This is a genomic window from Pseudomonas sp. 2FE (genome assembly GCF_005503735.1).
Taxonomy (GTDB): Bacteria; Pseudomonadota; Gammaproteobacteria; order Pseudomonadales; family Pseudomonadaceae; genus Aquipseudomonas.
Window position 1 is genome coordinate 254,172 of sequence record NZ_SCMO01000003.1, and the last position, 22,620, is coordinate 276,791.

General features: G+C 62.7%; 20 protein-coding genes and 1 pseudogene. 9 read left to right on the top strand and 12 right to left on the bottom strand.

What is annotated here, in order from left to right; genetic code table 11:
* Window positions 1–165 precede the first annotated feature (165 nt).
* The 3 genes and pseudogenes from FFS12_RS08545 to FFS12_RS20445 all read left to right on the top strand — a co-directional run.
* Window positions 166–426 carry an accessory factor UbiK family protein gene (locus FFS12_RS08545; RefSeq protein WP_119953263.1) on the top strand — a complete coding sequence of 87 codons (261 nt, stop codon included), beginning with the start codon at window positions 166–168 and terminating at the stop codon, window positions 424–426.
* A 39-nt stretch (window positions 427–465) separates the two neighbouring features.
* The gene (locus FFS12_RS08550) at window positions 466–1,959 is read left to right on the top strand and encodes a YifB family Mg chelatase-like AAA ATPase (protein ID WP_137886456.1); all 1,494 of its coding nucleotides are present in this window, start codon (window positions 466–468) and stop codon (window positions 1,957–1,959) included.
* A 1,418-nt stretch (window positions 1,960–3,377) separates the two neighbouring features.
* A pseudogene (locus tag FFS12_RS20445) lies at window positions 3,378–4,454 on the top strand (methyl-accepting chemotaxis protein); the annotation flags it as partial.
* Window positions 4,455–4,642: 188 nt separating this feature from the next.
* Here FFS12_RS20445 and FFS12_RS08560 read toward each other — a convergent pair.
* Window positions 4,643–5,350, bottom strand: a complete 708-nt coding sequence (locus tag FFS12_RS08560) for a transposase (RefSeq protein WP_137886457.1) — start codon at window positions 5,348–5,350, stop codon at window positions 4,643–4,645.
* 105 nt (window positions 5,351–5,455) lie between these two features.
* On the opposite strand from FFS12_RS08560, the gene FFS12_RS08565 reads away from it, so the two are divergent.
* Window positions 5,456–5,758: an addiction module antidote protein gene (locus FFS12_RS08565; protein ID WP_137886458.1), complete on the top strand. Its 303-nt coding sequence runs from the start codon at window positions 5,456–5,458 to the stop codon at window positions 5,756–5,758.
* 241 nt (window positions 5,759–5,999) lie between these two features.
* Here the strand turns inward: FFS12_RS08565 and FFS12_RS08570 are convergent, their stop codons facing one another.
* The 3 genes from FFS12_RS08570 to FFS12_RS08580 all read right to left on the bottom strand — a co-directional run bounded on the left by FFS12_RS08570 (window position 6,000) and on the right by FFS12_RS08580 (window position 8,295).
* On the bottom strand, window positions 6,000–6,353 hold the full coding sequence (locus tag FFS12_RS08570) for a hypothetical protein (protein ID WP_137886459.1): 354 nt from the start codon (window positions 6,351–6,353) through the stop codon (window positions 6,000–6,002).
* Between the two features lie 320 nt (window positions 6,354–6,673).
* A complete protein-coding gene (locus FFS12_RS08575) occupies window positions 6,674–7,084 on the bottom strand; it encodes a hypothetical protein (protein ID WP_137886460.1) in 411 nt (136 codons plus the stop codon).
* A 290-nt stretch (window positions 7,085–7,374) separates the two neighbouring features.
* Complete coding sequence (locus FFS12_RS08580) at window positions 7,375–8,295, bottom strand: LysR substrate-binding domain-containing protein (protein WP_137886461.1); 921 nt, start codon at window positions 8,293–8,295, stop codon at window positions 7,375–7,377.
* Between the two features lie 140 nt (window positions 8,296–8,435).
* Here FFS12_RS08580 and FFS12_RS08585 point away from each other — a divergent pair, with 140 nt between their 5' ends.
* On the top strand, window positions 8,436–9,839 hold the full coding sequence (locus FFS12_RS08585) for a NorM family multidrug efflux MATE transporter (protein WP_137886462.1): 1,404 nt from the start codon (window positions 8,436–8,438) through the stop codon (window positions 9,837–9,839).
* Here FFS12_RS08585 and FFS12_RS08590 read toward each other — a convergent pair.
* A complete protein-coding gene (locus FFS12_RS08590; protein WP_137886463.1) occupies window positions 9,806–11,482 on the bottom strand; it encodes a bifunctional diguanylate cyclase/phosphodiesterase in 1,677 nt (558 codons plus the stop codon). The two genes, FFS12_RS08585 and FFS12_RS08590, sit on opposite strands and share 34 nt — an antisense overlap.
* 274 nt (window positions 11,483–11,756) lie before the next feature.
* On the opposite strand from FFS12_RS08590, the gene rep reads away from it, so the two are divergent.
* The gene (gene rep, locus FFS12_RS08595) at window positions 11,757–13,769 is read left to right on the top strand and encodes a DNA helicase Rep (protein WP_137886464.1); all 2,013 of its coding nucleotides are present in this window, start codon (window positions 11,757–11,759) and stop codon (window positions 13,767–13,769) included.
* Window positions 13,770–13,843: 74 nt separating this feature from the next.
* Entirely contained in the window at window positions 13,844–14,416 is a 573-nt protein-coding gene (locus FFS12_RS08600) for a xanthine phosphoribosyltransferase (RefSeq protein WP_137886465.1), read from the top strand.
* A gap of 242 nt (window positions 14,417–14,658) precedes the next feature.
* On the opposite strand, the gene FFS12_RS08605 is transcribed toward FFS12_RS08600, so the two are convergent.
* The 5 genes from FFS12_RS08605 to dadA form a co-directional block, all read right to left on the bottom strand.
* Window positions 14,659–15,081 carry a cytochrome c5 family protein gene (locus FFS12_RS08605; RefSeq protein ID WP_137886466.1) on the bottom strand — a complete coding sequence of 141 codons (423 nt, stop codon included), beginning with the start codon at window positions 15,079–15,081 and terminating at the stop codon, window positions 14,659–14,661.
* A 131-nt stretch (window positions 15,082–15,212) separates the two neighbouring features.
* Window positions 15,213–15,761, bottom strand: coding sequence for a cupin domain-containing protein (locus FFS12_RS08610; RefSeq protein WP_119953220.1), 549 nt, complete (start codon window positions 15,759–15,761; stop codon window positions 15,213–15,215).
* 101 nt (window positions 15,762–15,862) lie between these two features.
* On the bottom strand, window positions 15,863–16,951 hold the full coding sequence (alr, locus tag FFS12_RS08615) for an alanine racemase (RefSeq protein ID WP_137886467.1): 1,089 nt from the start codon (window positions 16,949–16,951) through the stop codon (window positions 15,863–15,865).
* Between the two features lie 58 nt (window positions 16,952–17,009).
* Window positions 17,010–17,363: a RidA family protein gene (locus tag FFS12_RS08620; protein WP_137886468.1), complete on the bottom strand. Its 354-nt coding sequence runs from the start codon at window positions 17,361–17,363 to the stop codon at window positions 17,010–17,012.
* Complete coding sequence (gene dadA / locus FFS12_RS08625) at window positions 17,338–18,636, bottom strand: D-amino acid dehydrogenase (protein ID WP_137886469.1); 1,299 nt, start codon at window positions 18,634–18,636, stop codon at window positions 17,338–17,340. Before dadA ends, FFS12_RS08620 begins: the two co-directional genes overlap by 26 nt.
* A gap of 155 nt (window positions 18,637–18,791) precedes the next feature.
* On the opposite strand from dadA, the gene FFS12_RS08630 reads away from it, so the two are divergent.
* Window positions 18,792–19,280, top strand: a complete 489-nt coding sequence (locus tag FFS12_RS08630; protein ID WP_137886470.1) for a winged helix-turn-helix transcriptional regulator — start codon at window positions 18,792–18,794, stop codon at window positions 19,278–19,280.
* A 53-nt stretch (window positions 19,281–19,333) separates the two neighbouring features.
* On the opposite strand, the gene FFS12_RS08635 is transcribed toward FFS12_RS08630, so the two are convergent.
* Window positions 19,334–19,687: a YkgJ family cysteine cluster protein gene (locus tag FFS12_RS08635; RefSeq protein WP_137886471.1), complete on the bottom strand. Its 354-nt coding sequence runs from the start codon at window positions 19,685–19,687 to the stop codon at window positions 19,334–19,336.
* A gap of 253 nt (window positions 19,688–19,940) precedes the next feature.
* Between FFS12_RS08635 and FFS12_RS08640 the strand changes: the two genes are divergently transcribed.
* On the top strand, window positions 19,941–21,257 hold the full coding sequence (locus tag FFS12_RS08640) for an FAD-binding oxidoreductase (protein ID WP_137886472.1): 1,317 nt from the start codon (window positions 19,941–19,943) through the stop codon (window positions 21,255–21,257).
* A 200-nt stretch (window positions 21,258–21,457) separates the two neighbouring features.
* Here the strand turns inward: FFS12_RS08640 and FFS12_RS08645 are convergent, their stop codons facing one another.
* Complete coding sequence (locus FFS12_RS08645) at window positions 21,458–22,612, bottom strand: MFS transporter (RefSeq protein WP_137886473.1); 1,155 nt, start codon at window positions 22,610–22,612, stop codon at window positions 21,458–21,460.
* Window positions 22,613–22,620: the final 8 nt, after the last annotated feature.

Consider the following 22,620-nt stretch of genomic DNA (forward strand, 5'->3'; position numbering starts at 1 on the left):
TTTATCATCTGAAAGCCGCACTGTGACCGGATTGCGCAAGCGAGTCACGCACAACAACAGTGCGCACTGCGCCCCACTAGCGCCCTAAAACCGTGCAAAACGTCGCCCCCGTTCAGGCGCGATGCTGCGTGTTACACTGCCGGCCGTCTTATCCGGAACCCCGCCATGCTGCCGCCCAAAGCCTTGCTCGATGCCCTCAGCGCTCACGCCTCCCGTCTGTTCAACGGCGATAGTCCGTTGCCGCGTAGCGAGTTCGAAACACAGTTCAAAGCCCTGTTGCAGAGCGGTTTCAGCAAGCTGGACCTGGTCAGCCGGGAAGAATTCGACAGCCAGATGGCCGTGCTGGCGCGCACTCGCGCGCGCCTGGAGGCCCTGGAAGCCAAAGTCACCGAGCTGGAAGCCAAACTGTCGCCGCCCACCGAGTAACGCACTCGGCGTGAGCGGCATGTGATCAAGGAGTGATCCATGTCTCTGGCCATCGTCCATAGCCGCGCGCAAGTCGGCGTCGAAGCCCCGGCGGTCACAGTCGAAGCCCATCTGGCCAACGGCCTGCCGTCGCTGGCACTGGTCGGTTTGCCGGAAACTGCGGTCAAGGAAAGTAAGGACCGGGTGCGCAGCGCCATCCTCAATTCCGGCTTCGACTTCCCGCCACGGCGCATCACCTTGAACCTGGCGCCCGCCGACCTGCCCAAGGATGGCGGCCGCTTCGACCTGGCCATCGCCCTCGGCATTCTCGCCGCCAGCGGCCAACTGCCGGGCGCCGCGTTGCTCGAAGTCGAGTGCCTCGGCGAGCTCGCGCTATCCGGCGCCCTGCGGCCGGTGCAGGGCGTGCTGCCCGCCGCGCTCGCCGCCCGCGCCGCCGGGCGCGCCTTGGTGGTGCCGCGCGCCAATGCCGAAGAAGCCTGCCTGGCCTCGGGCCTCGTCGTGATCGCCGCCGACCACCTGCTGGAGCTGGCGGCGCACTTCAACGGCCAGACTCCGCTGGCGCCCTACCAGGCCCAGGGCCTACTGCGGCAAACCGCGCCCTACCCCGACCTCGCCGAGGTGCAGGGCCAGGTCGCGGCCAAGCGCGCCCTGCTGGTGGCGGCCGCCGGCTCGCACAACTTGTTGTTTAGCGGCCCGCCCGGCACCGGCAAGACCCTGCTGGCCAGCCGCTTACCCGGGCTGCTGCCGCCGCTGAACGAGCAGGAAGCCCTGGAAGTCGCCGCCATCCAGTCGGTGGTCAGCCATACGCCGTTGCATGCCTGGCCGCAGCGGCCGTTTCGTAATCCGCATCACAGCGCCTCGGGACCGGCGCTGGTCGGCGGCGGCAGCCGGCCGCAGCCGGGAGAAATCACCCTGGCGCACCAAGGCGTGCTATTTCTCGATGAGCTCCCAGAGTTCGATCGCAAGGTCCTGGAAGTGTTAAGAGAACCGCTGGAAAGCGGCCAGATCGTCATTGCCCGGGCGCGGGACAAGGTGCGCTTCCCCGCCCGTTTTCAACTGGTCGCGGCGATGAACCCCTGCCCGTGCGGCTATTTGGGTGACCCGAGCGGCCGTTGCCGCTGCAGTTCCGAGCAGGTCCAGCGCTACCGCGCCAAGCTCTCCGGACCGCTGCTCGACCGCATCGACCTGCACCTCACCGTGGCGCGGGAAACCACCGCGCTGCATGTGCCGAGCGCGGCCGGCGCCGACAGCGCGAGTGCCGCCAGCCTGGTCGCCCAGGCACGCGAGCGGCAGCTACAGCGCCAGGGCTGCGCCAATGCCTTTCTCGATTTGCCCGGCCTACGCCAGCATTGCGCGCTCGACCGCAGCGACCAGGCCTGGCTGGAAAGCGCCTGTGAACGCCTAGGCCTGTCCCTGCGCTCGGCCCATCGAGTGCTCAAGGTCGCCCGCACCCTGGCCGATCTGGAACAGATCGAGGCCATCGGCCGCGCGCATCTGGCCGAAGCCCTGCAGTACCGGACGAATTTGTCCTGAAGCGGCTGTCGGCGGCAGAGCGCGATAAAGCTGAAGGCTGCCTGGCCCAAACGTCCACCGCAGGCAACGGCAACGTCGCCACGGCCTCACACAAGCGCTCCTGCTTGGATCTGCCGGGCTCCTTGGGGCACCCACCAGGCAATCGTCTAGACTACTTGCCAGCGCGGCCGGCGTAAGCAGAGCGCGGCGCCCCGCAGCAATGTCCTCGGCCAGCAGCACCAATGCTGATGGACAGTCCATAGATTAAAAATAAATCTGCCCCCCTTTTCCTGTGACACGCGGAAAGTCGGGGCGACCGAAATAAGCTGCAAAGTCAGAGTCTGGCTTGTTGTTCTAGAAACCAGGGATCCCCTATTTCTCTACTTTGCCCCTTCTGCCACGACAGACGGGATCAAAGCGAATCGGCTATGCACAGATGAAACCGCGCGGGATCCGCAAAGGATGCTGCCATGTCAGGCATTTCAGTCTTGGGGGCGTAAATGAAAAATCTTAAAATCTGGCAAAAACTAGCATTGATGGGTGCCGTTTTTATGCTTCCTTTTGCCGTGGTGACCTACAAGATGGCGTCCTCCATCGACGCCCTGGGGGTCGAATTCGCCCGGCAAGAGCTTCGTGGCGTGGAATATTACACCCCGTTACTTGGCCTCCTGACGCATCTGCAACAGCACCGCGGCATGACCAACGCCTGGTTGAGCGGCGATAGCTCCTTCAAGGACAGGGTGGCCGGCAAGAGCGCCGAGATCGAGAACGATCTCAAGCGCATGGACGAGGTCGACCAGCGCCTGGGCAGCGCGTTACGAACGAGCCAGCAATGGGCGGCCTTGAATGCGGCCTGCCGCGACCTTCTGAACCAAACGACCAACCTGTCTCCTGAGGATGGTTTTGAGCTACACACCAAGGTGATCGGCGACACCATCGCCCTGATCACCGATGTCGGCGATGCTTCCAACCTGACCCTCGATCCCGATCTCGACAGTTACTACCTGATGAATGTGCTCATTTTTCAGGGGCCCGAGTTAGGTGAACTGCTGGCCCAGGCGCGTGGTCTGGGCAGCGGCATGGCGGCCCAGCAGAAAGGGACAGCCGAACAGTTCGAAAGACTGAACCGCCTGTCCATCCTGGTGGCGTTTCTGCAGAAAAAAATGCAGGAATCACTGAGCAAGTCCTTGCAGGCCAATGCGGCGCTTGGACCGCAACTCGAAACGCACACGCAAACCACCATGAACTCTGTCCAGGACGCGGCGAGCTACGTCAGAAGTCTGGCCGTAAGCCGCAAGCTGGATACCAGCGAGGATTATTTCGCGGCGATGAGTCGGAGCGTCGACGCGGTTTTTGACGTGGAGGCTGACACCGCCAAGGCCCTGAAGGGCCTGCTCGACAAGCGCATCGAGAAACTCCGGGGCGAAGTGCTCTTGACGCTGGCAGGGGCCGCGCTCGGCCTGCTGGTGGTTTCCTGCATCGGCGTCTTCATCGTCCGCGACATCACGGTTAGCCTCCGGCAGGTCGTGGGAATCGCCAACCAGATTGCCTCCGGGGATCTCACGGTGCAGACGACCGCCGGGGCGCGCAAGGATGAAGTCGGGGTATTGGCGCATGCGTTTGGGCGAATGGTCGCCGGCCTGAAGGAGACGGTCGTCGCCGTGCAGAAGTCTGGCATCCAGGTCAACACTTCGGTCATGGGGATCTCGGCTACGGCCAAGCAGCAACAGGCCACGGCCAGCGAGGTCGCCGCGACGACGGCCGAAATCATGGCCACTTCCAAGGAGATTTCCGCCACCTCCCGGCAACTGGTCAAGACCATGAATGAGGTTTCCGTGGCTGTCGAGCAAACCGCGACGCTGGCGGGCAATGGGCAAAGCGGCCTCAGCCGCATGGATGAAACCATGCAAAAAGTCATGGCCGCCGCCGGCCTGATCAATACCAAGCTGGTGGTGCTTAGCGAAAAGGCCGGCAACATCAATCAGGTGGTCACCACCATTACCAAGGTCGCCGATCAGACCAACCTGCTGTCGCTGAACGCCGCCATCGAAGCCGAAAAAGCCGGTGAATATGGCCGCGGTTTTGCCGTCGTGGCGACGGAGATCCGGCGCCTGGCCGACCAGACCGCGGTGGCGACTTACGATATCGAGCAAATGGTGCGGGAAATCCAGTCGGCGGTGTCGGCGGGCGTGATGGGCATGGACAAATTTTCCGAAGAGGTCCGCCGTGGCATGCAGGACGTGCAGCAGGTCGGCGATCAGTTGTCGCAGATCATTCACGAGGTACAGACCCTGGCACCCCGTTTTGAAGCGGTCGGTGAAGGCATGCAGGCCCAGGCAGCGGGAGGGGAGCAGATCAGTGAGGCACTGACCCAGCTTGGCGAGGCCTCGCAGCAGACCGTGGAATCACTGCGCCAGTCGAGCAGGACGATAGGCGAACTTAATCAGGTGGTGGGCGGACTGCGCGACTCGGTGTCCCGTTTCGGGCTGCAGGAGTTAGGGGCAGGCGCGGTCTGATCTGCATTGCTACCGGGTTTAATCGGGGAACACTCAGGAACTGGTTTATTTCTGCTGGCTGAACGTCTGCGATGGGTCGACAGTTTTGTAGGGCGGGGCAACCCGCGCGGAAGTGGATTAATCATTTGGCGGGCTTCACCCGCCCTCGGCCTAAAGGGGTCGTAGTGGTTAGACATCAAGCAATGCAACTAAAGGGGTCGGAGTGATTTATTTTTAACCAGCGGTCTTCCCCGCTTGCATTGCCCAACCACGCGACCCAAGTGCCGCTCTACCGACTCACGGAAGCGGTCATTACCCAGCGGATAATTGTGGGTTAATGCCTCACGCATGACCTGCAACGCTGAAGCCTCAAGATGCCCCCTGAACAATTGCCGATAGGCATGTTGTCGCAGAGGCATGTCTGCGCCCAACTGCTGATAGAGAAAATGATCGGCCACCAAGCCATTCGGTACCCCCCAAGCATGCCAACCATAGCTCGACCACGGGTATTCCTCCGGAGCTGCGACCATGCCGGCTCGCACGGGGTTCAGCTCGATGTAGCGATAGCAGCTCAGCAGATACTCGGCAGCGTTGACCAGGCTCGCCTTGTGCCGTCCCTCCCATAGCGTGCCGGTGCGCCTATAGGTGCGGTTGATGTACAGCACATACAGGCGTCCCACATGCTGCATCACCCGCGAAATCCCCTCGGTATCTGCCGGCGTCATCAACAAATGGACGTGATTGGTCATCAGCACATAGGCATGCAACTCCACCCGATGGCGCTTCAGCGCATCGGCCAACACCGCGAGATAAAAACGGTAGTCGTCTTCGTGAAAAAAGCAGGCGTTGCGATTATTTCCGCGCTGCACGACATGGGCCGGTACACCCGGCAGATACATCCGCTGTTTACGTGGCATGGCAAACTCCTTTTGCCCAATCGACACGACCAACAGCTTAGCTGATCAACAATAAATCACTCCGACCCCTTTTGAAGCGGATACTGCAGGCGTGGAGAGCGCAACATGACTAAGACCTTTACCGAATTTGACCCCGCGCAATATCTGACCAGTCCTGCCGCTATCGCGGAGTTCATGACTGACGCGTTGGAAACCGGCGACGCTTCCTATATCGCCAAGGCAATGGGGGTGGTCGCTCGCGCCAAAGGCATGACCGAGTTGGCCAGAGAGACCGGCCTCTCTCGCGAACAGCTGTATCGTTCCTTCAGCGAGCGCGGTAACCCCACCCTGAAAACCATGCTGGCGGTGATGAAGGCGCTCGGCGTCGATATCACTGCCCGCCCCCACACCGCTGACGGCCGCAACTAAAGGGGTCAACTAAAGGAACTAAAGGGGTCGGAGTGATTTATTTTTAACCAAAGGCGTCCCCGATGGCATTGCCCAACCACCCGACCCAAGTGCCGCTTGTGGGCCGGCTCAGCTGGCAGATACATCCGCCGTTTACGTGGCATGGCAAACTCCTTTTGCCCAATTGACACGACCAACAGCTTAGCTGATCAACAATAAATCACTCCGACCCCTTTAGTCGCTTTAGTTATAGTTATTGTTTCTATTTAGCCGCAAACAACACTGGCTCCAGTCTATCAACAACCGCTTTTAAAACCTCCGGATTATAGGCATCACCTGATAAAGGCGCTGACTTAAGCCACTGCAAATACTCCCTAAAAGCCTGCGCTTTTTCTGGTGTTACTAACCACTCATCAAGTTCTATGTCTCTTAGTCCAGGCGGCATGTTTTCATGATCATCAATCCATGAGGCACACGCTTTGACGAGCCACTCGAATCCAGAGTCCACTCTAATTTTGTCAGGCAAGTAAAAAGCTACTGCTTTTATAAACTCACGCAAGTCAGAATCTCTAACAAATACAACGGCATCACCAAGCCTAATAGCACTTGTCGTCATTTATTTGCTCCCGTTGTAAATAATACGAACTTTCGAGTTTTGCAGAGCTTGCTGCATCGCCTTCAATGCCTGATCCGACAGCCCCATCGTGTCAATGATATGGGTATGAACTAAAGGGGTCGGAGTGATTTATTTTTAACCAAAGGCGTCCCCGATGGCATTGCCCAACCACCCGACCCAAGTGCCGCTTGTGGGCCGACTCAGCTGGCAGATACATCCGCTGTTTACGTGGCATGGCAAACTCCTTTTGCCCAATTGACACGACTAACAGCTTAGCTGATCAAAAACAAATCACTCCGACCCCTTTAGTTCCGACCCCTTTAGTTATTTTTGAGTTCGTTTCTGTGAGAACAAAATTCCCCATACACTTTCTTATCAATTGCGACTTCAAATGTATGACTACCCCGTTGAATTACAGGGGAAATCGCACGAATCCGCTTAAATTCCACGGGCTCGCCACATAAATTTATTCTCACTGGATCGTACGCTGCAGGGTCAACCATATCCTTCGTTGATCTCGCACGATAATATTTCTTGGCTTTTTCTCCACTTTTTACTTCCAGCTTGCACTCGGGAAGCTCATAACTATCACAGTAACTAACAGCACCTGACAATTCATTTCTGATCTCAAGCACGTATATGAAGTCAGACTCAATGGAACAGCCAGCTAACGCTGCGCATACCAATATCAGTTTAATTGCGTTTGGATTTGAAAATGAGATTTTTGACATCTTCTTCGCTCGCTTTAGTTCGGTTGTATTCAGTGCGTGTATCAAGCCCCTTGTAGTACTTCATCAGGTCCAACTCCCCTTGAGGCGGAACGGTCGATCGACCACCATTCTCTCCTCCCCACGTTCCAGACGTACCCTTATGCCCCCAAGAATATTTCTTCCCTTCCGCGTCCAACAACAAAGGATGACCAATCTCGTGTGCAGCGACCACCAAACAGTTAAAGGGGTAACAGTTAAAGGGGTCGTAGTGAATTAGGAGAAATAAATCACTACTCCCTTAGTTCGCAAATTCACTCCAGCCGCTCCACATCCGGCAGAACCATGGCCTGCACCTCCGCCTGCAAGAACTCGCTGAGCCGACGCAAACGCTCCTGGCCGCGCCGCGCCTTGGGCCAGACCAGGTAATAGCTGGCACCGCTGGCCACCGCGCTCGGCCACGGCAGGGCCAGCCGCCCTTGCTCGACATCCTCGGCGACCATGACCAAATCGCCGATGGACACCCCGTAACCGCGTGCGGCGGCGACCATGCCCAATTCCAGGGTATCGAACACTTGCCCGCCCTTGAGCGAGACCTGCGCACTCAGGCCCATCCGCTCCAACCATTGCCGCCAGTCGCGACGGTCCGGGGTCGGGTGCAGCAGTTCTTCACGGGCCAAGCGCGCGGCATCCCAGGGTCCCTCCTCGAGCAGGGTCGGCGGCCCCACCGGGATCAGCCACTCGCGAAACAACAGCCGGCTCTCCCATTCCGCCGGGAAGTGTCCGTCGCCGAGCAGTACGGCGCAGTCGAAGGGCTCGTTGAGAAAATCCACCTTGTCCACGTCCATCCAGGCGCTGGTCAGTTGCACCTCGTTGTCTGCCTGCAAATGCCGGAAGCGGCTGAGCCGCGCCAGCAGCCAGCGCATGGTCAGGGTGGAGGGCGCCTTCAGCCGCAGCGTTTCATCTTCCGCGCGCAGGCTATTGCAGGCCCGCTCCAAGGCCGCGAAGCCCTCGCGCACGCCCGGCAACAGCAGCCGTGCCGCCTCGGTCAGCTGCAGGTTACGCCCCTGACGCTGGAACAGCCGGCAGGCGAAGTGTTCCTCGAGGGTGCGGATATGCCGGCTCACCGCGCTCTGGGTGATGGCTAACTCCTCCGCCGCCCGGGTGAAGGAGGCATGCCGGGCGGCAGCTTCGAAGGCACGCAGGGCGTACAGCCCTGGAAGACGCTGCGACATGGCCATCTTACCTATGAGTTCTAATCATGCTTAGCATCGTTTTTATCCCTTTGTGCCCGGCCTGCCGACTCCCGAGAATAGCGACATTCCACGTCGGCGCAAGAAAGCCCGGCAAGTCACCTTATTGAGCCTGACTCATCATGCCATACACCACCCGCGACGAACTCTGGGCCATCTTGCGCCTCGCCGGACCGCTGATTGCCGCGCAGCTGGCGCATGTCTTGATGGTCTTCACCGACACCCTGATGATGGGCCTGCTCGGCCCCGCAGCATTGGCCGGCGGCGGTTTGGGCGCGGCCAGTTATTCCTTCGTGTCGATTTTCTGCGTCGGCGTGATCGCCGCCGTCGGCAACCTGGTCGCCATCCGCCATGGCGCCGGGGATGCGGCCAGCGCCGCGCGCCTGACCCAGAGCGGTCTCTGGCTCGGCTGGGGGCTGGCACTCGGCGCCGGGCTGCTGCTGTGGAACCTCGGCCCTGTGCTGTTGCAGTTCGGCCAGGCGCCGGACAGCGTGGCCGCGGCAACCCGCTTTCTCTCCACCCTGGTGCTCGCCCTCCCCGGCTATATGAGCTTCATGGCGTTACGCGGCTTCACCAGTGCCATCGGCCGCGCCGGCCCGGTGATGGCGATCAGCATCAGCGGGGCGCTGGCCAACTTGCTCCTCAACTATGGGCTGATCCACGGCCTGTTCGGCCTGCCGCGCCTGGGCCTGGCCGGGATTGGCCTGGTCACCGCGCTGGTGATGAATGCCATGGCGCTGCTGCTCGCGCTGCATGTGCTCCGCCATCCGGCCTATGCCGCCTACCCGCTGCTGCGTGGCCTGCTGCGCCTCTCGCGGGCGGCGCTGGCCGAGTTGCTGCGCCTGGGCCTGCCGATTGGCGGCACCTACGCGGTGGAGTCCGGCTTGTTCGCCTTCGCCGCGCTGTGCATGGGTGCGCTGGGCGGCACGCAGCTGGCGGCGCACCAGATCGCCCTGCAGTCGGTGACCGTGGCTTTTATGGTGCCGGTGGGCATTTCCTACGCGGTGACCTTCCGCATCGGCCAACATTTCGGCGCCGGGCGCCTGGCGGATGCGCGGCGCGCCGGACGCCTGGGTATCGCCCTGGGTGCCGGCGGCATGCTCGGCTTCGCCCTGCTGTTCTGGCTGGCGCCTGGCTGGGTGGTTGGACTGTTTCTCGACCACGACGATCCGGCCTACGCCGAGGTGATCGCGCTGGCCGTCAGCCTGCTGGCCATCGCCGCCTGGTTCGAGCTGTTCGACGGCATCCAGACCATCGCCATGGGCGCTATCCGCGGCTTGAAAGAGGCCAAGACCACCTTCCTGGTCGGCCTGGTCTGCTACTGGCTGGTGGGCGCACCGGCGGCCTGGTGGCTGGCCTTCCCGCTCGGCTGGGGCGCCGCGGGAGTCTGGTGGGGACTGGCGCTGGGCCTGGCCTGTGCGGCGCTGGGGCTGTGCCTGGGCTTCGAATGGAAAACCGCGCGGCTGCTGCGCCGCGACACGACTGATCCCGCCTACGCGGTCGGCAAACCCGCCAGCAGCGCCTGACGGCGGTCGAACACCAGGAAGCGCGCCAACTCGACCAGCGGCAAGGGTTTGCTGATCAGGTAGCCCTGCACCTGATCGCAACCGAACTGGCGGAGCAGGGCCAACTGCTCGGCGTTCTCCACCCCTTCGGCCACCACCTGCAGATTGAGGTTATGCGCCAGGTTGATCATCGCCCGCACCAGTTGGCGGTTCTCCGGGCGTTCACCCATGCCCGCGACGAAACTCTTGTCGATCTTCAGCAGGGTGATCGGCAAGCTGTTGAGGTGCACGAAGGAGGAGAAACCGGTGCCGAAATCGTCCAGCGAGAAGCGCACGCCGAGCCGCCCGAGCGCCTGCATGGTCAGCTGCACCTGGTCGCTGCGGCGCATCACGGCGGTCTCGGTCAGCTCGAATTCGAGCCACTGAGCATCCACCCCGCGCTCGCTGATCAGGCGGCTCAGGGTCGCCAGCAACTGGCTGTCCTGAAACTGGCGGAAGGATAGATTGACCGCCATGTGCAGCGCCGGCAAGCCGCGTCCACGCAGCCACTGCATATCGCGTAACGCCCGCGCTATGACCCAATAGCCGAGCGGCACGATCAGCCCACCCTCTTCGGCCAGCGGTACGAACTCATCCGGCGCCAGCAGTCCACGTTCGCCGTGCCGCCAGCGCACCAGTGCCTCCAGGCCGAGAATCCGCCCGCTCTGCAGGCACAGCCGCGGCTGATAGTGCAGCTCCAGCTCATCCCGGCGCAGGGCGCGACGCAGCTCGGCGTCCAGGTCGGCGCGGCTGCGCGCATTGCGGTTGATCCGCTCGTTATAGACATGGAAGGTGCAGCCCTGGGCGCTCTTGGCCTGTTGCATGGCGATATGCGCATGCCACATCAAGGGGTCGGCGCCCACCTCGGCGCTGGCATGGGCCAGCCCCAGGCTGCAGCCGATCAGCAAACTCTCGCCATCCACCCAATAGGGTTCGGACAGCGCCTCGCCGATGCGCTCGGCAATCCGCTCGGCGCGCGCCGGGTCACGGCGGATGTCCAGCAGCAGGGCGAACTCGTCACTGCCCAGGCGCGCCAGTTGATCGCCGGCCTCCAACTGCGCCTTCAGCCGCGCGACCACCTGCAGAATCAAGCGATCGCCGGCTTGGTGGCCGAGGGTATCGTTGGCGTGGCGAAAGTTATCCAGATCGAGATGGCCGAGGGCCAGACCACGCCCCTCGAACTCGGCCAGGCGTGCCGCCAGCAGCGTCTGGAAACCTTGGCGGTTGGCGATGCCGGTCAGCGGGTCCTGCTCGGCCAAGCGCTGCAAGGTAGCTTTTAGCGTGCCGTGTTCCCGCACATAACGCAGGCAGCGGCGTAGCACCCCGGCACAGAGGCTGTCGCGCACCAGCCAATCGCTGACCCCGATCGGCGACTCGGTCGGCTCTTGCTCCAGCAGCAACACAGTCGGCAGCGAGCAACGCCCGGGGGCCGGCTGCAAGGCCTGGGTGGTCAACAGCAAACCGTTGCCGCCTTCATCGAACAGGCCGCTGGCGGCCTCCCAGGACGGCGCGGTAATCAGCGGGGACAGGTTGCCCAGCGCGGCCAGATGCTCACGCAATAACACCGCCCATTCCGGCGCCTCGGCCAGCAGGACTATACGTAAGGGTTCGACAAGCGCAGACAAGCAACCTCCCCAAGAATCAGACAGCGGCGGTTATATTCCGCCTGAACGCGCCATTGCAGGCGTCTATTCCGCACGTCCTGTGCAGTTTGCTCACGCATCCTGCGGGAAAGCCCAAGCACCGGCAAGTCCGGCACTAGGTACAAGCGTACTGGACTACAACAAATAACCAAGCCCGACATGCAACCAGTAGGTGCTGCGTCACAGTCTCCAGACGGTTACGGCAGAGTCGCCCGAGCCTGCTAAAATGCGCGCCCATTCCCTTCGATAGCCGACCATGTCCCGACTCAATCCCCGGCAGCAAGAAGCCGTGAACTACGTCGGCGGCCCACTTCTGGTGCTCGCCGGCGCCGGCTCCGGCAAGACCAGCGTAATCACCCGCAAGATCGCCCATCTGGTGCAGCAGTGCGGCATCCGCGCCCAGCACATAGTCGCGATGACCTTCACCAACAAGGCCGCGCGGGAGATGAAGGAGCGCGTCGGCAGCCTGCTCAAGGGCGCCGAAGGCCGCGGCCTGACGGTGTCGACCTTCCACAACCTGGGCCTGAACATCATCCGCAAGGAGCACGTGCGCTTGGGTTTCAAGCCCGGTTTCTCGATTTTCGACGAGACCGACGTGAAGGCCTTGATGACCGACATCATGCAGAAGGAGTACGCCGGCGACGACGGCGTCGACGAGATCAAGAACCTGATCGGCGCCTGGAAGAACGATCTGATCCTGCCGCCGCAAGCTTTGGACAATGCCCGCAACCCCAAGGAGCAGACCGCCGCCATCGTCTACCTGCACTACCAGCGCACCCTGCGAGCCTACAACGCGGTGGATTTCGACGACCTGATCCTGCTGCCGGTGAAGCTGTTCCAGGATCACCCTGACATCCTCGAAAAATGGCAGAACAAGGTGCGCTACCTGCTGGTGGACGAATACCAGGACACCAACGCCAGCCAATACCTGCTGGTGAAGTTGCTGGTCGGCCAGCGCAACCAGTTCACCGTGGTCGGCGACGACGACCAGTCGATCTACGCCTGGCGCGGCGCCCGCCCGGAAAACCTGATGCTGCTGAAGGACGACTACCCCTCGCTGAAGGTGGTGATGCTCGAGCAGAACTACCGCTCCACCAGCCGCATCCTCAAGTGCGCCAACGTGCTGATCGCCAACAACCCGCACGCCTTCGAGAAGCAGCTGTGGAGCGAGATGGGCCACGGCGACGAGATCCGCGTGATCCGCTGCCGCAACGAAGACGCCGAGTGCGAGCGCGTGGCCATGGAGATCCTCAGCCTGCACCTGCGCACCGACCGCCCCTACAGCGATTTCGCCATCCTCTACCGCGGCAACTACCAGGCCAAGCTGATGGAGCTGAAGTTGCAGCACCACCAGATTCCCTATCGACTGTCGGGCGGCACCAGCTTCTTCGGCCGCCAGGAGGTGAAGGACCTGATGGCCTACTTCCGCCTGCTGGTCAACCCGGATGACGACAACGCCTTCCTGCGGGTAATCAACGTACCGCGCCGCGAAATCGGCTCGACCACCCTGGAGAAGCTCGGCAACTACGCCACCGAACGCAAGGTTTCGATGTACGCCGCCAGCGACGAACTGGGCCTCGGCGAACACCTGGACAGCCGCTTCAGCGAGCGCCTGCAGCGCTTCAAGCGCTGGATGGACGGGGTGCGCCAGCAGTGCGCGCAGCACGACCCGATTGCCGCGCTTCGAAGCATGGTGATGGACATCGACTACGAGAATTGGCTGCGCCAGAACGCCTCCAGCGACAAGGTGGCCGAGGCGCGGATGGGCAACGTCTGGTTCCTCATCGAAGCGCTGAAAAACACCCTGGAGCGGGACGAAGACGGCGACATGACCATCGAGGAGGCCATCGGCAAGCTGGTCCTGCGCGACATGCTGGAACGCCAGCAGGAAGAGGAAGACGGCGCCGAAGGCGTGCAGATGATGACCCTGCATGCCTCCAAGGGCCTGGAGTTTCCCTACGTGTTCATCATCGGCATGGAAGAGGAGATCCTCCCGCACCGCTCCAGCATCGAAGCCGACACCATCGAGGAAGAGCGCCGCCTGGCCTACGTCGGCATCACCCGTGCGCGGCAGACCCTGGCCTTCACCTTCGCCGCCAAGCGCAAACAATACGGCGAGATCATCGACTGCGCGCCGAGCCGCTTCCTCGATGAGCTGCCCACCGCTGATCTGCAATGGGAAGGCCTGGAAGACACCCCGGTGGAGGTCAAAGCCGTACGCGGCAACGCGGCCCTGGCGGATATCCGGGCGATGATGAAGCGCCCGTAAGCGCCGCGCCAATGAACTCCGGGGCCAACTAAAATCACGGCCCGCTCCTACGCCATAACAACGAGGGTAACCACGTGGAAGCGCTAAAAAAGAAGATTGTCGCAGAGGGCATCGTGCTGTCCGACCAGGTGCTCAAGGTCGATGCCTTCCTCAACCACCAGATCGACCCGCTGTTGATGCAGCAGATTGGCCAGGCCTTCGCCGAGCTGTTCCGCGATCAGGGCATCACTAAGATAGTCACCATCGAAGCCTCGGGTATCGCCCCGGCGGTGATGGCCGGGCTGGAGCTGGGCGTGCCGGTGATCTTCGCGCGCAAGTATCAGTCACTGACGCTGACCGACAATCTGCTGACCGCCAAGGTGTTCTCCTTCACCAAACAGAGCGAAAGCACCATCGCCGTTTCCGCCAAGCACCTGCTGGCCAGCGACCGCGTATTGCTGATCGACGACTTCCTGGCGAACGGCCGCGCGGCCCACGGCCTGATCGACCTGATCAAGCAGGCCGGCGCGACCATAGTCGGCATCGGTGTGGTGATCGAGAAGTCCTTTCAGAAGGGTCGCCAGGAACTCGACGAGCAAGGCTACTGGGTCGAGTCGCTGGCGCGCATCCAGTCCCTGGAACACGGCACGGTGCGCTTTCTCGACTGAGAACCTGCTCAATATCTGCTGCGCTTGGCCATGCCGCGTTGAAAACAGGCTCGGACTGCTCATTTACAACTCGTAAACTCCGCGTCCTCGCCTGTTTTCGCCTTGCCTGACCTGCGCTCGCGACGATCTTGAACAGGTTCTAAGCGCCTGGCTCGCCGTGGCGCGGCCCAGGTTCAGCCGCTGGCCGCAGGAGCAACGAAAAAGCCGCCCGAAGGCGGCTTTTTTGATCGATGGCGGCGCCGTTACAGGCCGGACATCTTCTGGATCGCGCCTTTCAGCTCGTCATCCGAGCAGTCGGCGCAGGTGCCCTTCGGCGGCATGGCGTTGACCCCGGAGATGGCATGCTTGAGCAGCCCATCGAGACCACCGGCCGCACCGGCACGGGCTTTCCAGGCCGCGCCGTCGCCAATTTTCGGCGCACCCAGCACGCCCGCGGTGTGGCAAGCGCCACAATGCTTGGTGATGATGTCGTCGGGGGTTTTCGCCCCGCCGCCGGCCGCTGCGGCCACGGCTTCAATGCCTTTGCACTCTTCGCCTTGCACGCAGACTTCACCGACCGGCTTCAGGCGCGCGGCGATGTCGTCGTTAGTCGTAGCCTGAGCGCTGACCGCCCACAGGGCCAACACGGCAGCATGGGCCGCCAGCATTTTCTTAATTAGGTTCACGCTTACACCCTCATCGTGGCTAGTACGCCCGCGGCCACGGTTTCGCGAGCGGGCGCCAGTATAACGGTTAGCCCGCCAGGCCGAAACAACCCAACTTGTCGCAGGGGCTTATGCCTAGCGTCGTTGAAACACTAGAAGTTCGCCGGTGTGGTGGCGCTGATCAGTCGCGCCGGGGCATCGAAGGGGTTACGGAAACGATGCGGCTTGCTGCTTTCGAAGTAATAGCTGTCGCCGCTTTCGAGGATATAAATCTCGCTGCCGACGGTCAGCTCCAGGCGCCCGTCGACCAACACGCCGGACTCCTCACCCTCATGGGTGAGCATCTCGTCGCCGGTATCGGAACCCGGTGGGTAGGTCTCATCGAGGAAGGCAATCGCCCGACTGGGGTGCGCTTTACCCACCAGTTTCATGCTTACCGCACCACTGGAGAGGTCGATCAGCTCACTCGCTTTGTAGACCACCTGGGTGTGGTTGTCTTGCTCCACTTCGAGGGAGAAGAACTCCACCAACGACATGGGAATGCCCGCCAACACCTTTTTCAACGAACTGATCGAGGGGCTGACGCTGTTCTTCTCGATCATCGAAATGGTGCTGTTAGTGACGCCCGCGCGTTTGGCGAGTTCACGTTGCGATAGGCCTTTAAGCTTGCGAATGGATTGCAGTCGAACGCCGACGTCCAATGATGGAGTCCCCCTCGGGAAGATACGGAAATGTAGCCGTATCATGGCAACAGCGTTCAGTATTTACAACAGCTTGACTGCAATCCTCTTCAGTCTTGCTGCTAAGCCCCGGAATAGACTAATGGCACCCGGCGCAAATTGCAGAATAGTTGGTAGGGAATAGTCCCGGCCAAGGCGGCAACGTCGCTGGCCAGCACGTTTTTACCCCAGAGTTCGACGCGGCTGCCGAGCCCGGCCTGGGGCAAGTCGGTGAGATCGACCGTGAGCATGTCCATCGACACCCGACCAATCAGCCGACTCGGCTGACCATCGATCAGCACCGGCGTGCCGGTTGGCGCATGACGCGGGTAGCCGTCGGCATAGCCCATGGCGACCACGCCGACGCGGGTCGGCCGCTCGGTGATGAAGCGCGCGCCGTAGCCGATCGGCTCGCCGGCCGGCAGTTCACGCACACCGATGACCTTCGATTCCAGGGTCATCACCGGCTGCAAGCGCGCCGCCAGAGCCTGCTCCTGCTCGAACGGCGTCGCTCCGTAGAGCATGATGCCGGGGCGTACCCAGTCACTGGGCTGCTGTTGCGGGACAAGCTGCGGCCAACCGAGCACGGCCGGCGAGTTGCGCAGGCTGACTTCGCCCTCCAGGCCCGCGCGAGCCTGTTCGAACACCGCGACCTGCTCGGCACTGCGGCCGCAATCCAACTCGTCGGCGCGGGCGAAGTGGCTCATCAGCACTATCTTGCCGACCTTGCCGCTGGCCTGCAGGCGCCGATAGGCCGCCTGATAATCCGCCGGATGCAGACCGACCCGATGCATGCCGGAGTCGAGTTTCAGCCAGACCGTCAGCGGCCTGCCCAGTTGCGCGCGTTCAATCGCCTCGATCTGCCAGGTCGAATGCACCACGCACCACAGGTCGTGCTGGTCGATCAGCGCCAGCTCTTCGGCCTCGAAGAAGCCCTCGAGCAGCAGGATCGGCTTGCCAATCGCGGCATCTCGCAGCTCCAGCGCCTCTTCGATGCAGGCCACGGCGAAACCCTCGACTTCGGCCTCCAGCGCCTTGGCGCAGCGCACCGCGCCATGCCCGTAGGCATCCGCCTTGACCACGGCGAGGGCCTTGGCGCCGCTGACGGTGCGGGCCAATTGGTAGTTGTGACGCAGGGCATCGAGATCGATCAGGGCGCGGGCTGGACGCATGGTGACAGACTTCTGCTGAGGAATAAAAAAACCCGGTGTGAAGCCGGGTAAACAGGATTTAAGGCCGTGCGGCGACGACCGACATCTCTACCAGCACTTCCGGCGCATATAGCTTGGCCTCGACGCAGGCGCGGGCCGGCGCAGCGCCCTTCGGCACCCAGGCATCCCACACCTCGTTCAGACCGGCGTAATCGCGCTCCATGTCCTTGAGGTAGATGGTTACCGAGAGGATGCGCGTCTTGTCGGTGCCGGCCTCATCGAGCAGGCGGTCGATATTGGCCAGGGTCTCGCGGGTCTGCTGCACGATATCGCCGCTGTAATCGTCCGCCAGCTGACCGGCCAGGTAGACGGTGCCGTTGTGGATGACGATTTCGCTGTAACGCGCTTCAGTGTGCAGACGCCGGACGGGCATGTTGGTCGGTCTCCTGAGAATTGTCGTAGCGAGTGATATCGAGGCCTTCGGCGCTGATTTGCGGGCGCTTCTTCGCCATCAGATCGGCCAGCAGGCGACCGGAGCCACAGGCCATGGTCCAGCCCAAGGTGCCGTGACCGGTATTGAGGAACAAATTGCGCACCGGAGTGGCGCCGACAATCGGCGTGCCGTCCGGCGTGGTGGGGCGCAGCCCGGTCCAGAAGTCCGCCCGGCTCAGATCGCCACCTTGCGGGTAGAGATCGCCGACTATCATCTCCAGCGTCTCGCGCCGAGGCGGGTTCAGCACCAAATCGAAGCCGGCGATTTCCGCCATGCCGCCGACCCGGATGCGCTTGTCGAGGCGGGTGATGGCGACCTTGTAGGTCTCATCGAGGATGGTCGAGGTCGGTGCCATCGCCGGGTTGGTGATCGGCACGGTCAGCGAGTAACCCTTCAGCGGATAAACCGGCGCCTTGATGCCGAGCGGCTTGAGCAGTTGCGGCGAGTAGCTGCCGAGCGCCAAGACGTAGCGATCGGCGGTTTCCAGCTTGCCATCGATCCACACCCCATTGATCCGGTCGCCGGCGAAGTCCAGGCGCTCGATGCTCTGGCCGAAACGGAACTCCACCCCCAGTTGCACGGCCATCTCGGCCAGGCGGGTGGTGAACAGCTGGCAGTCGCCGGTCTGGTCATTCGGCAGGCGCAGGGCGCCCGCCAGAATATTGGTGACGCTGGCCAAGGCCGGCTCGACGCGGGCGATGCCCTCACGGTCGAGCAACTCATAGGGCACACCGGACTGTTCCAGCACGGCGATGTCCTTCGCCGCGTTGTCCAGCTGGGCTTGGGTGCGGAACAATTGCGTGGTGCCGAGGCTGCGGCCTTCATAGGCGATGCCGGTTTCCGCGCGCAGTTCGTCGAGGCAGTCGCGGCTGTACTCGGACAAGCGCACCATGCGCTCCTTGTTCACCGCATAACGGCTGGCCGTGCAGTTGCGCAACATCTGCAGCATCCACAGGTATTGATCGACGTCGGCGGTGGCTTTGATCGCCAGCGGCGCGTGCCTTTGCAGCAGCCACTTCATCGCCTTCAGCGGCACGCCAGGGGCCGCCCAGGGCGAGGCGTAGCCGGGGGAGACCTGGCCGGCGTTGGCGAAGCTGGTTTCCATGGCCGGCGCAGCCTGGCGGTCGACTACCACCACCTCGAAGCCGGCACGGGCCAGATAATAGGCGCTGGTGGTACCGATCACACCGCTGCCAAGCACCATCACTCGCATGTTCGTCTCCTCGCCGCGACTTTACGCCAACGTTTGTTATCTTGAGCGTTAATGCGCGCAGTATAGAAAGCTATAGCCAGTGCATTTCACTATATTGAAGGCTATATTTGGCGAGAATTCTTGGCAAAAACCCTATTAGCAGAGGCGGATTCCCCATGAGAACCCAGCATCAGACCCGTCGCGAGCTGGATAAGATCGACCGTAATATTTTACGCATCCTGCAGGATGACGGCCGCCTGTCCTTTACCGAGCTGGGCGAACGGGTCGGCCTCTCCACCACGCCCTGCACCGAGCGGGTGCGGCGTCTGGAGCGCGAGGGGATCATCATGGGCTACACGGCACGGCTGAACCCGCAGCACCTGAAGGCCAATTTGCTGGTGTTCGTCGAGATCAGCCTGGACTACAAGTCCGGCGACACCTTCGAGGAGTTCCGCCGCGCGGTGCTCAAGCTGTCGCACGTGCTGGAATGCCATCTGGTCTCGGGCGACTTCGACTACCTGGTGAAGGCGCGGATCTCGGAGATGGCCTCCTACCGCAAACTGCTCGGCGACATCCTCCTCAAGCTGCCGCATGTGCGCGAGTCGAAGAGCTACATCGTCATGGAGGAGGTGAAGGAGAGCCTGCATCTGCCGGTGCCGGAGTAGGGTCCCAGGCGTAGGGCGTCAATCTGGCCATAGACCGCATTGCGCCCGAGGAATCACACCAGCACTTGCCGCGTGGTCGCAATCAGGTGGTGGATCTGCTGCTCGATGCGTGGCTCGATCATCTCCTCCGGGCGCCGGCCATTCGGGCACGGCAGGCGCGGGGTGGTGCCGAACAGCCGGCAGATCAGCGGGCGCTCGGCATAGACCTGGCAGCCGTTCGGCCCCAGGTGCACGCAATTCAACTCGGCCAACGCAGCCTCATGCTCCGCGTCGCTTTTCACCGGTAGCCGGGACATTTCCTCCGACGAGGTGGTCACCGGCCCACAGCAGTCGTGACAGCCGGGCACGCACTCGAACGCGGGAATCCGCTGGCGCAAATACTCGATTTTCCGACTGTTGCAGCTCATGGGCTGGGCCCCTTGGGAATCTGACGCAGACAGAATGGCCTGCGCGGCGGTGCGCGACGCAGTGCATCACTTCGCCAGGCGCGCGCATGCTAACAAAGATACCCGTGCAGCACCCACCTCGGCCGATACCAGGCGCTCGGCGGCACTTTTTCCCCTGCGGCACAAGGTTTTTTCCTGCGCCCCCTTGGCGTCGGCGCGAGGTCAGGCTTATTCTGCGTAAAATTTACCAAACACAATAATCAGGATTTCGCACATGAACGCCCGCGTTCAGCCTTCGGCCCAGAACCACCAGCACGCCCCGTCCTACTACGCCGCCAGCGTCAACCGCAGCCTCAGCTACCCGGCCTTGGCGGGCGAGGTGCGCGCCGACGTGTGCATTGTCGGCGGGGGCTTTTCCGGCCTGAACACGGCTATCGAGCTGGCCGAACGCGGCTTCTCGGTGGTGCTGCTGGAGGCGCACCAGATCGGCTGGGGCGCCAGCGGGCGTAACGGCGGTCAGTTGATTCGCGGCGTCGGCCATGGCCTCGAACAGTTCGCCGGGGTGATCGGCAACGACGGCGTGCGCGAACTGCAATTGCTCGGCCTGGAAGCGGTGGAGATCGTCCGCCGGCGGGTCGAGCACCATGGCATCGACTGTGACCTGACCTGGGGTTACTGCGACCTGGCCAACAAGCCACGCGATCTGGCCGGCTTCGCCGCAGACCTGGACGAACTGAAGAGCCTCGGCTACCGCCACGAACTGCGCCTGCTGCAGGCGGATGAGATGCACCAGGTGGTCGGCTCCAACCGCTACGTCGGCGGCCTGATCGACATGGGCTCTGGCCACCTGCACCCGCTCAACCTGGCCTTGGGCGAGGCCGCGGCGGCGCAGTCACTCGGCGTGCAGCTGTTCGAACAGTCGGCCGTCAGCCGCATCGACTACGGCCCCGAGCTCTGCGTGCAGACCGCCAACGGCAAAGTCCGCGCGAAAAACCTGGTACTGGCCTGCAACGCCTACCTCAACGGCCTCAACCCGCGCCTCGGCGGCAAGGTGCTGCCGGCCGGCAGCTACATCATCGCCACCGAGCCACTGAGCGAAGCCCAGGCCAGAACCCTGATTCCGCAGAACATGGCGCTCTGCGACCAGCGCGTGACCGTGGATTACTACCGCCTGTCCGCCGACCGCCGCCTGCTGTTTGGCGGCGCCTGTCACTACTCCGGGCGTGATCCGCAGGACATCGCCGCCTATATGCGACCGAAAATGCTGGAAGTCTTCCCGCATCTGGCCCAGGTGAAAATCGCCTACCAATGGGGCGGCATGATCGGCATCGGCGCTAACCGCCTGCCGCAGATCGGCCGCCTCAAGGAGCAGCCCAACGTGTTCTACGCCCAGGCCTATGCCGGCCACGGGCTGAACGCTACCCACCTGGCCGGCAAGCTGCTCGCCGAAGCCATCAGCGGGCAGGAAAGCCGTGGCTTCGATCTGTTTGCCCAGGTGCCGCACCTGACCTTCCCCGGCGGTAAGCACCTGCGCTCACCGCTACTGGCCCTCGGCATGCTCTGGTATCGCCTGAAAGACGCCCTGGGCTGAGACAACCCGCTGTAGAGTCCAGTCGCCAAGCGACGGAGGACGTACTCGCGCGTAGGGCGTACTCGCGAAGCAGTACGCCATTTCGAACGGCGGACTGTTCGCTACGCTCCTGAGTCCGCCCTACGCCCTGAAGGATGCCCTGGGCAGCGCCAACCCGCTTTAGTCCAGACAAAACCAAGGGCGCGCGGCGCCCTTTTCGTTCAGTCAGCCTCCAGCGCCGCGTCAGTGTCGCCGAAGTCCGGCCGCTGCCAGGCCAGCCAGACGAAACCGGTCGCCCCCAGGGCCATCAGCAGCGGCAACGCATGGCCGCTCAGCCACTGGCTGGCCGCACCGCTCAGCAGTGGCCCGAGCAGGCAACCTATGCCCCAGAGCTGCGCGACATGCGCGTTGGCGCGCACCAGCTGATCGTCGCGGTAGCGCTCGCCAATCAAAATCAGCGAGAGGGTGAACAGCCCGCCGGCGCTGGCGCCGAACAGCACCCACAGCGGCCAGATCAGCGGGGTGTGCAGCAGCAGTGGAATGCCCAGGCTGGACAACAGCAGGGTCACGCCACAGCCGCGGAACAGCGTGCGCCGCGGCATGCGGTCGGCCAGCCAGCCGATCGGCAACTGCAACAGCGCATCGCCGACCACCACCACGCTGGCCATCAGCAGCGCGACCTCCTGAGTGAAACCCTGGCGCAGCCCATAGATCGGCAGCAGGGTCAGCATCATCGCCTCGAACGCGGCGAACAGACTCACCGCCCAGGCGATCGTCGGCAGCTGGCGACAGAACGCCGCCAGGCCACGTCCGGATGCGCTCTGCGCATCCGCCGTCGGCGCGCCCGTGCGGCCAAGCAACAGCAACGAGCCAGCGATCAGCAGCCCCGTACCGGTCCAGAAACCCAGATCGGTCGCCGTCCCCAACAGGCTCAGCAGCAAGGGCCCGGACAGCTGGCTGAGCGCATACCCGGTGCCATACAGCGCCACCAGCCGACCACGCCATTTATCCACCACCAACTGATTGATCCAGCTTTCGCCGAGGATAAACACCACGGTCAGCGCCACGCCGAGCAGTAAGCGCAGCAGCAGCCAGACCGCATAGCTAGGCACCAGCGCCTGCAGGCCCACCGACACGGCGCCAGCCAACAGGCACAGCTGCATCAACCCGGTGGTGCCGCAACGGGCCGCCAGGCGCCCGGCCAACGCGGCGCCGAGCAGCACGCCGATGGCCGGTGTCGCGGCCATCACGCCGATGGCGAACGAGTCATAACCCCAGCTCTCCAGGCGCAGCGACACCAGCGGCATGCTCACCCCGAGGGCCAGGCCGATACTGATCACCGCCGCGCAGACGGCGAAGTAAGTTCCCCAACGCATGTCCCACG

Coding starts and splice junctions, on each gene's coding strand:
- FFS12_RS08545 (WP_119953263.1), top strand. CDS start 166: ATGCTGCCGCCCAAAGCCTTGCTCGATGCCCTCAGCGCTCACGCCTCC.
- FFS12_RS08550 (WP_137886456.1), top strand. CDS start 466: ATGTCTCTGGCCATCGTCCATAGCCGCGCGCAAGTCGGCGTCGAAGCC.
- FFS12_RS08560 (WP_137886457.1), bottom strand. CDS start 5,350: ATGCCACGTAAACAGCGGATGTATCTGCCGGGTGTACCGGCCCATGTC.
- FFS12_RS08565 (WP_137886458.1), top strand. CDS start 5,456: ATGACTAAGACCTTTACCGAATTTGACCCCGCGCAATATCTGACCAGT.
- FFS12_RS08570 (WP_137886459.1), bottom strand. CDS start 6,353: ATGACGACAAGTGCTATTAGGCTTGGTGATGCCGTTGTATTTGTTAGA.
- FFS12_RS08575 (WP_137886460.1), bottom strand. CDS start 7,084: ATGTCAAAAATCTCATTTTCAAATCCAAACGCAATTAAACTGATATTG.
- FFS12_RS08580 (WP_137886461.1), bottom strand. CDS start 8,295: ATGTCGCAGCGTCTTCCAGGGCTGTACGCCCTGCGTGCCTTCGAAGCT.
- FFS12_RS08585 (WP_137886462.1), top strand. CDS start 8,436: ATGCCATACACCACCCGCGACGAACTCTGGGCCATCTTGCGCCTCGCC.
- rep (WP_137886464.1), top strand. CDS start 11,757: ATGTCCCGACTCAATCCCCGGCAGCAAGAAGCCGTGAACTACGTCGGC.
- alr (WP_137886467.1), bottom strand. CDS start 16,951: ATGCGTCCAGCCCGCGCCCTGATCGATCTCGATGCCCTGCGTCACAAC.
- FFS12_RS08620 (WP_137886468.1), bottom strand. CDS start 17,363: ATGCCCGTCCGGCGTCTGCACACTGAAGCGCGTTACAGCGAAATCGTC.
- dadA (WP_137886469.1), bottom strand. CDS start 18,636: ATGCGAGTGATGGTGCTTGGCAGCGGTGTGATCGGTACCACCAGCGCC.
- FFS12_RS08630 (WP_137886470.1), top strand. CDS start 18,792: ATGAGAACCCAGCATCAGACCCGTCGCGAGCTGGATAAGATCGACCGT.
- FFS12_RS08635 (WP_137886471.1), bottom strand. CDS start 19,687: ATGAGCTGCAACAGTCGGAAAATCGAGTATTTGCGCCAGCGGATTCCC.
- FFS12_RS08640 (WP_137886472.1), top strand. CDS start 19,941: ATGAACGCCCGCGTTCAGCCTTCGGCCCAGAACCACCAGCACGCCCCG.
- FFS12_RS08645 (WP_137886473.1), bottom strand. CDS start 22,612: ATGCGTTGGGGAACTTACTTCGCCGTCTGCGCGGCGGTGATCAGTATC.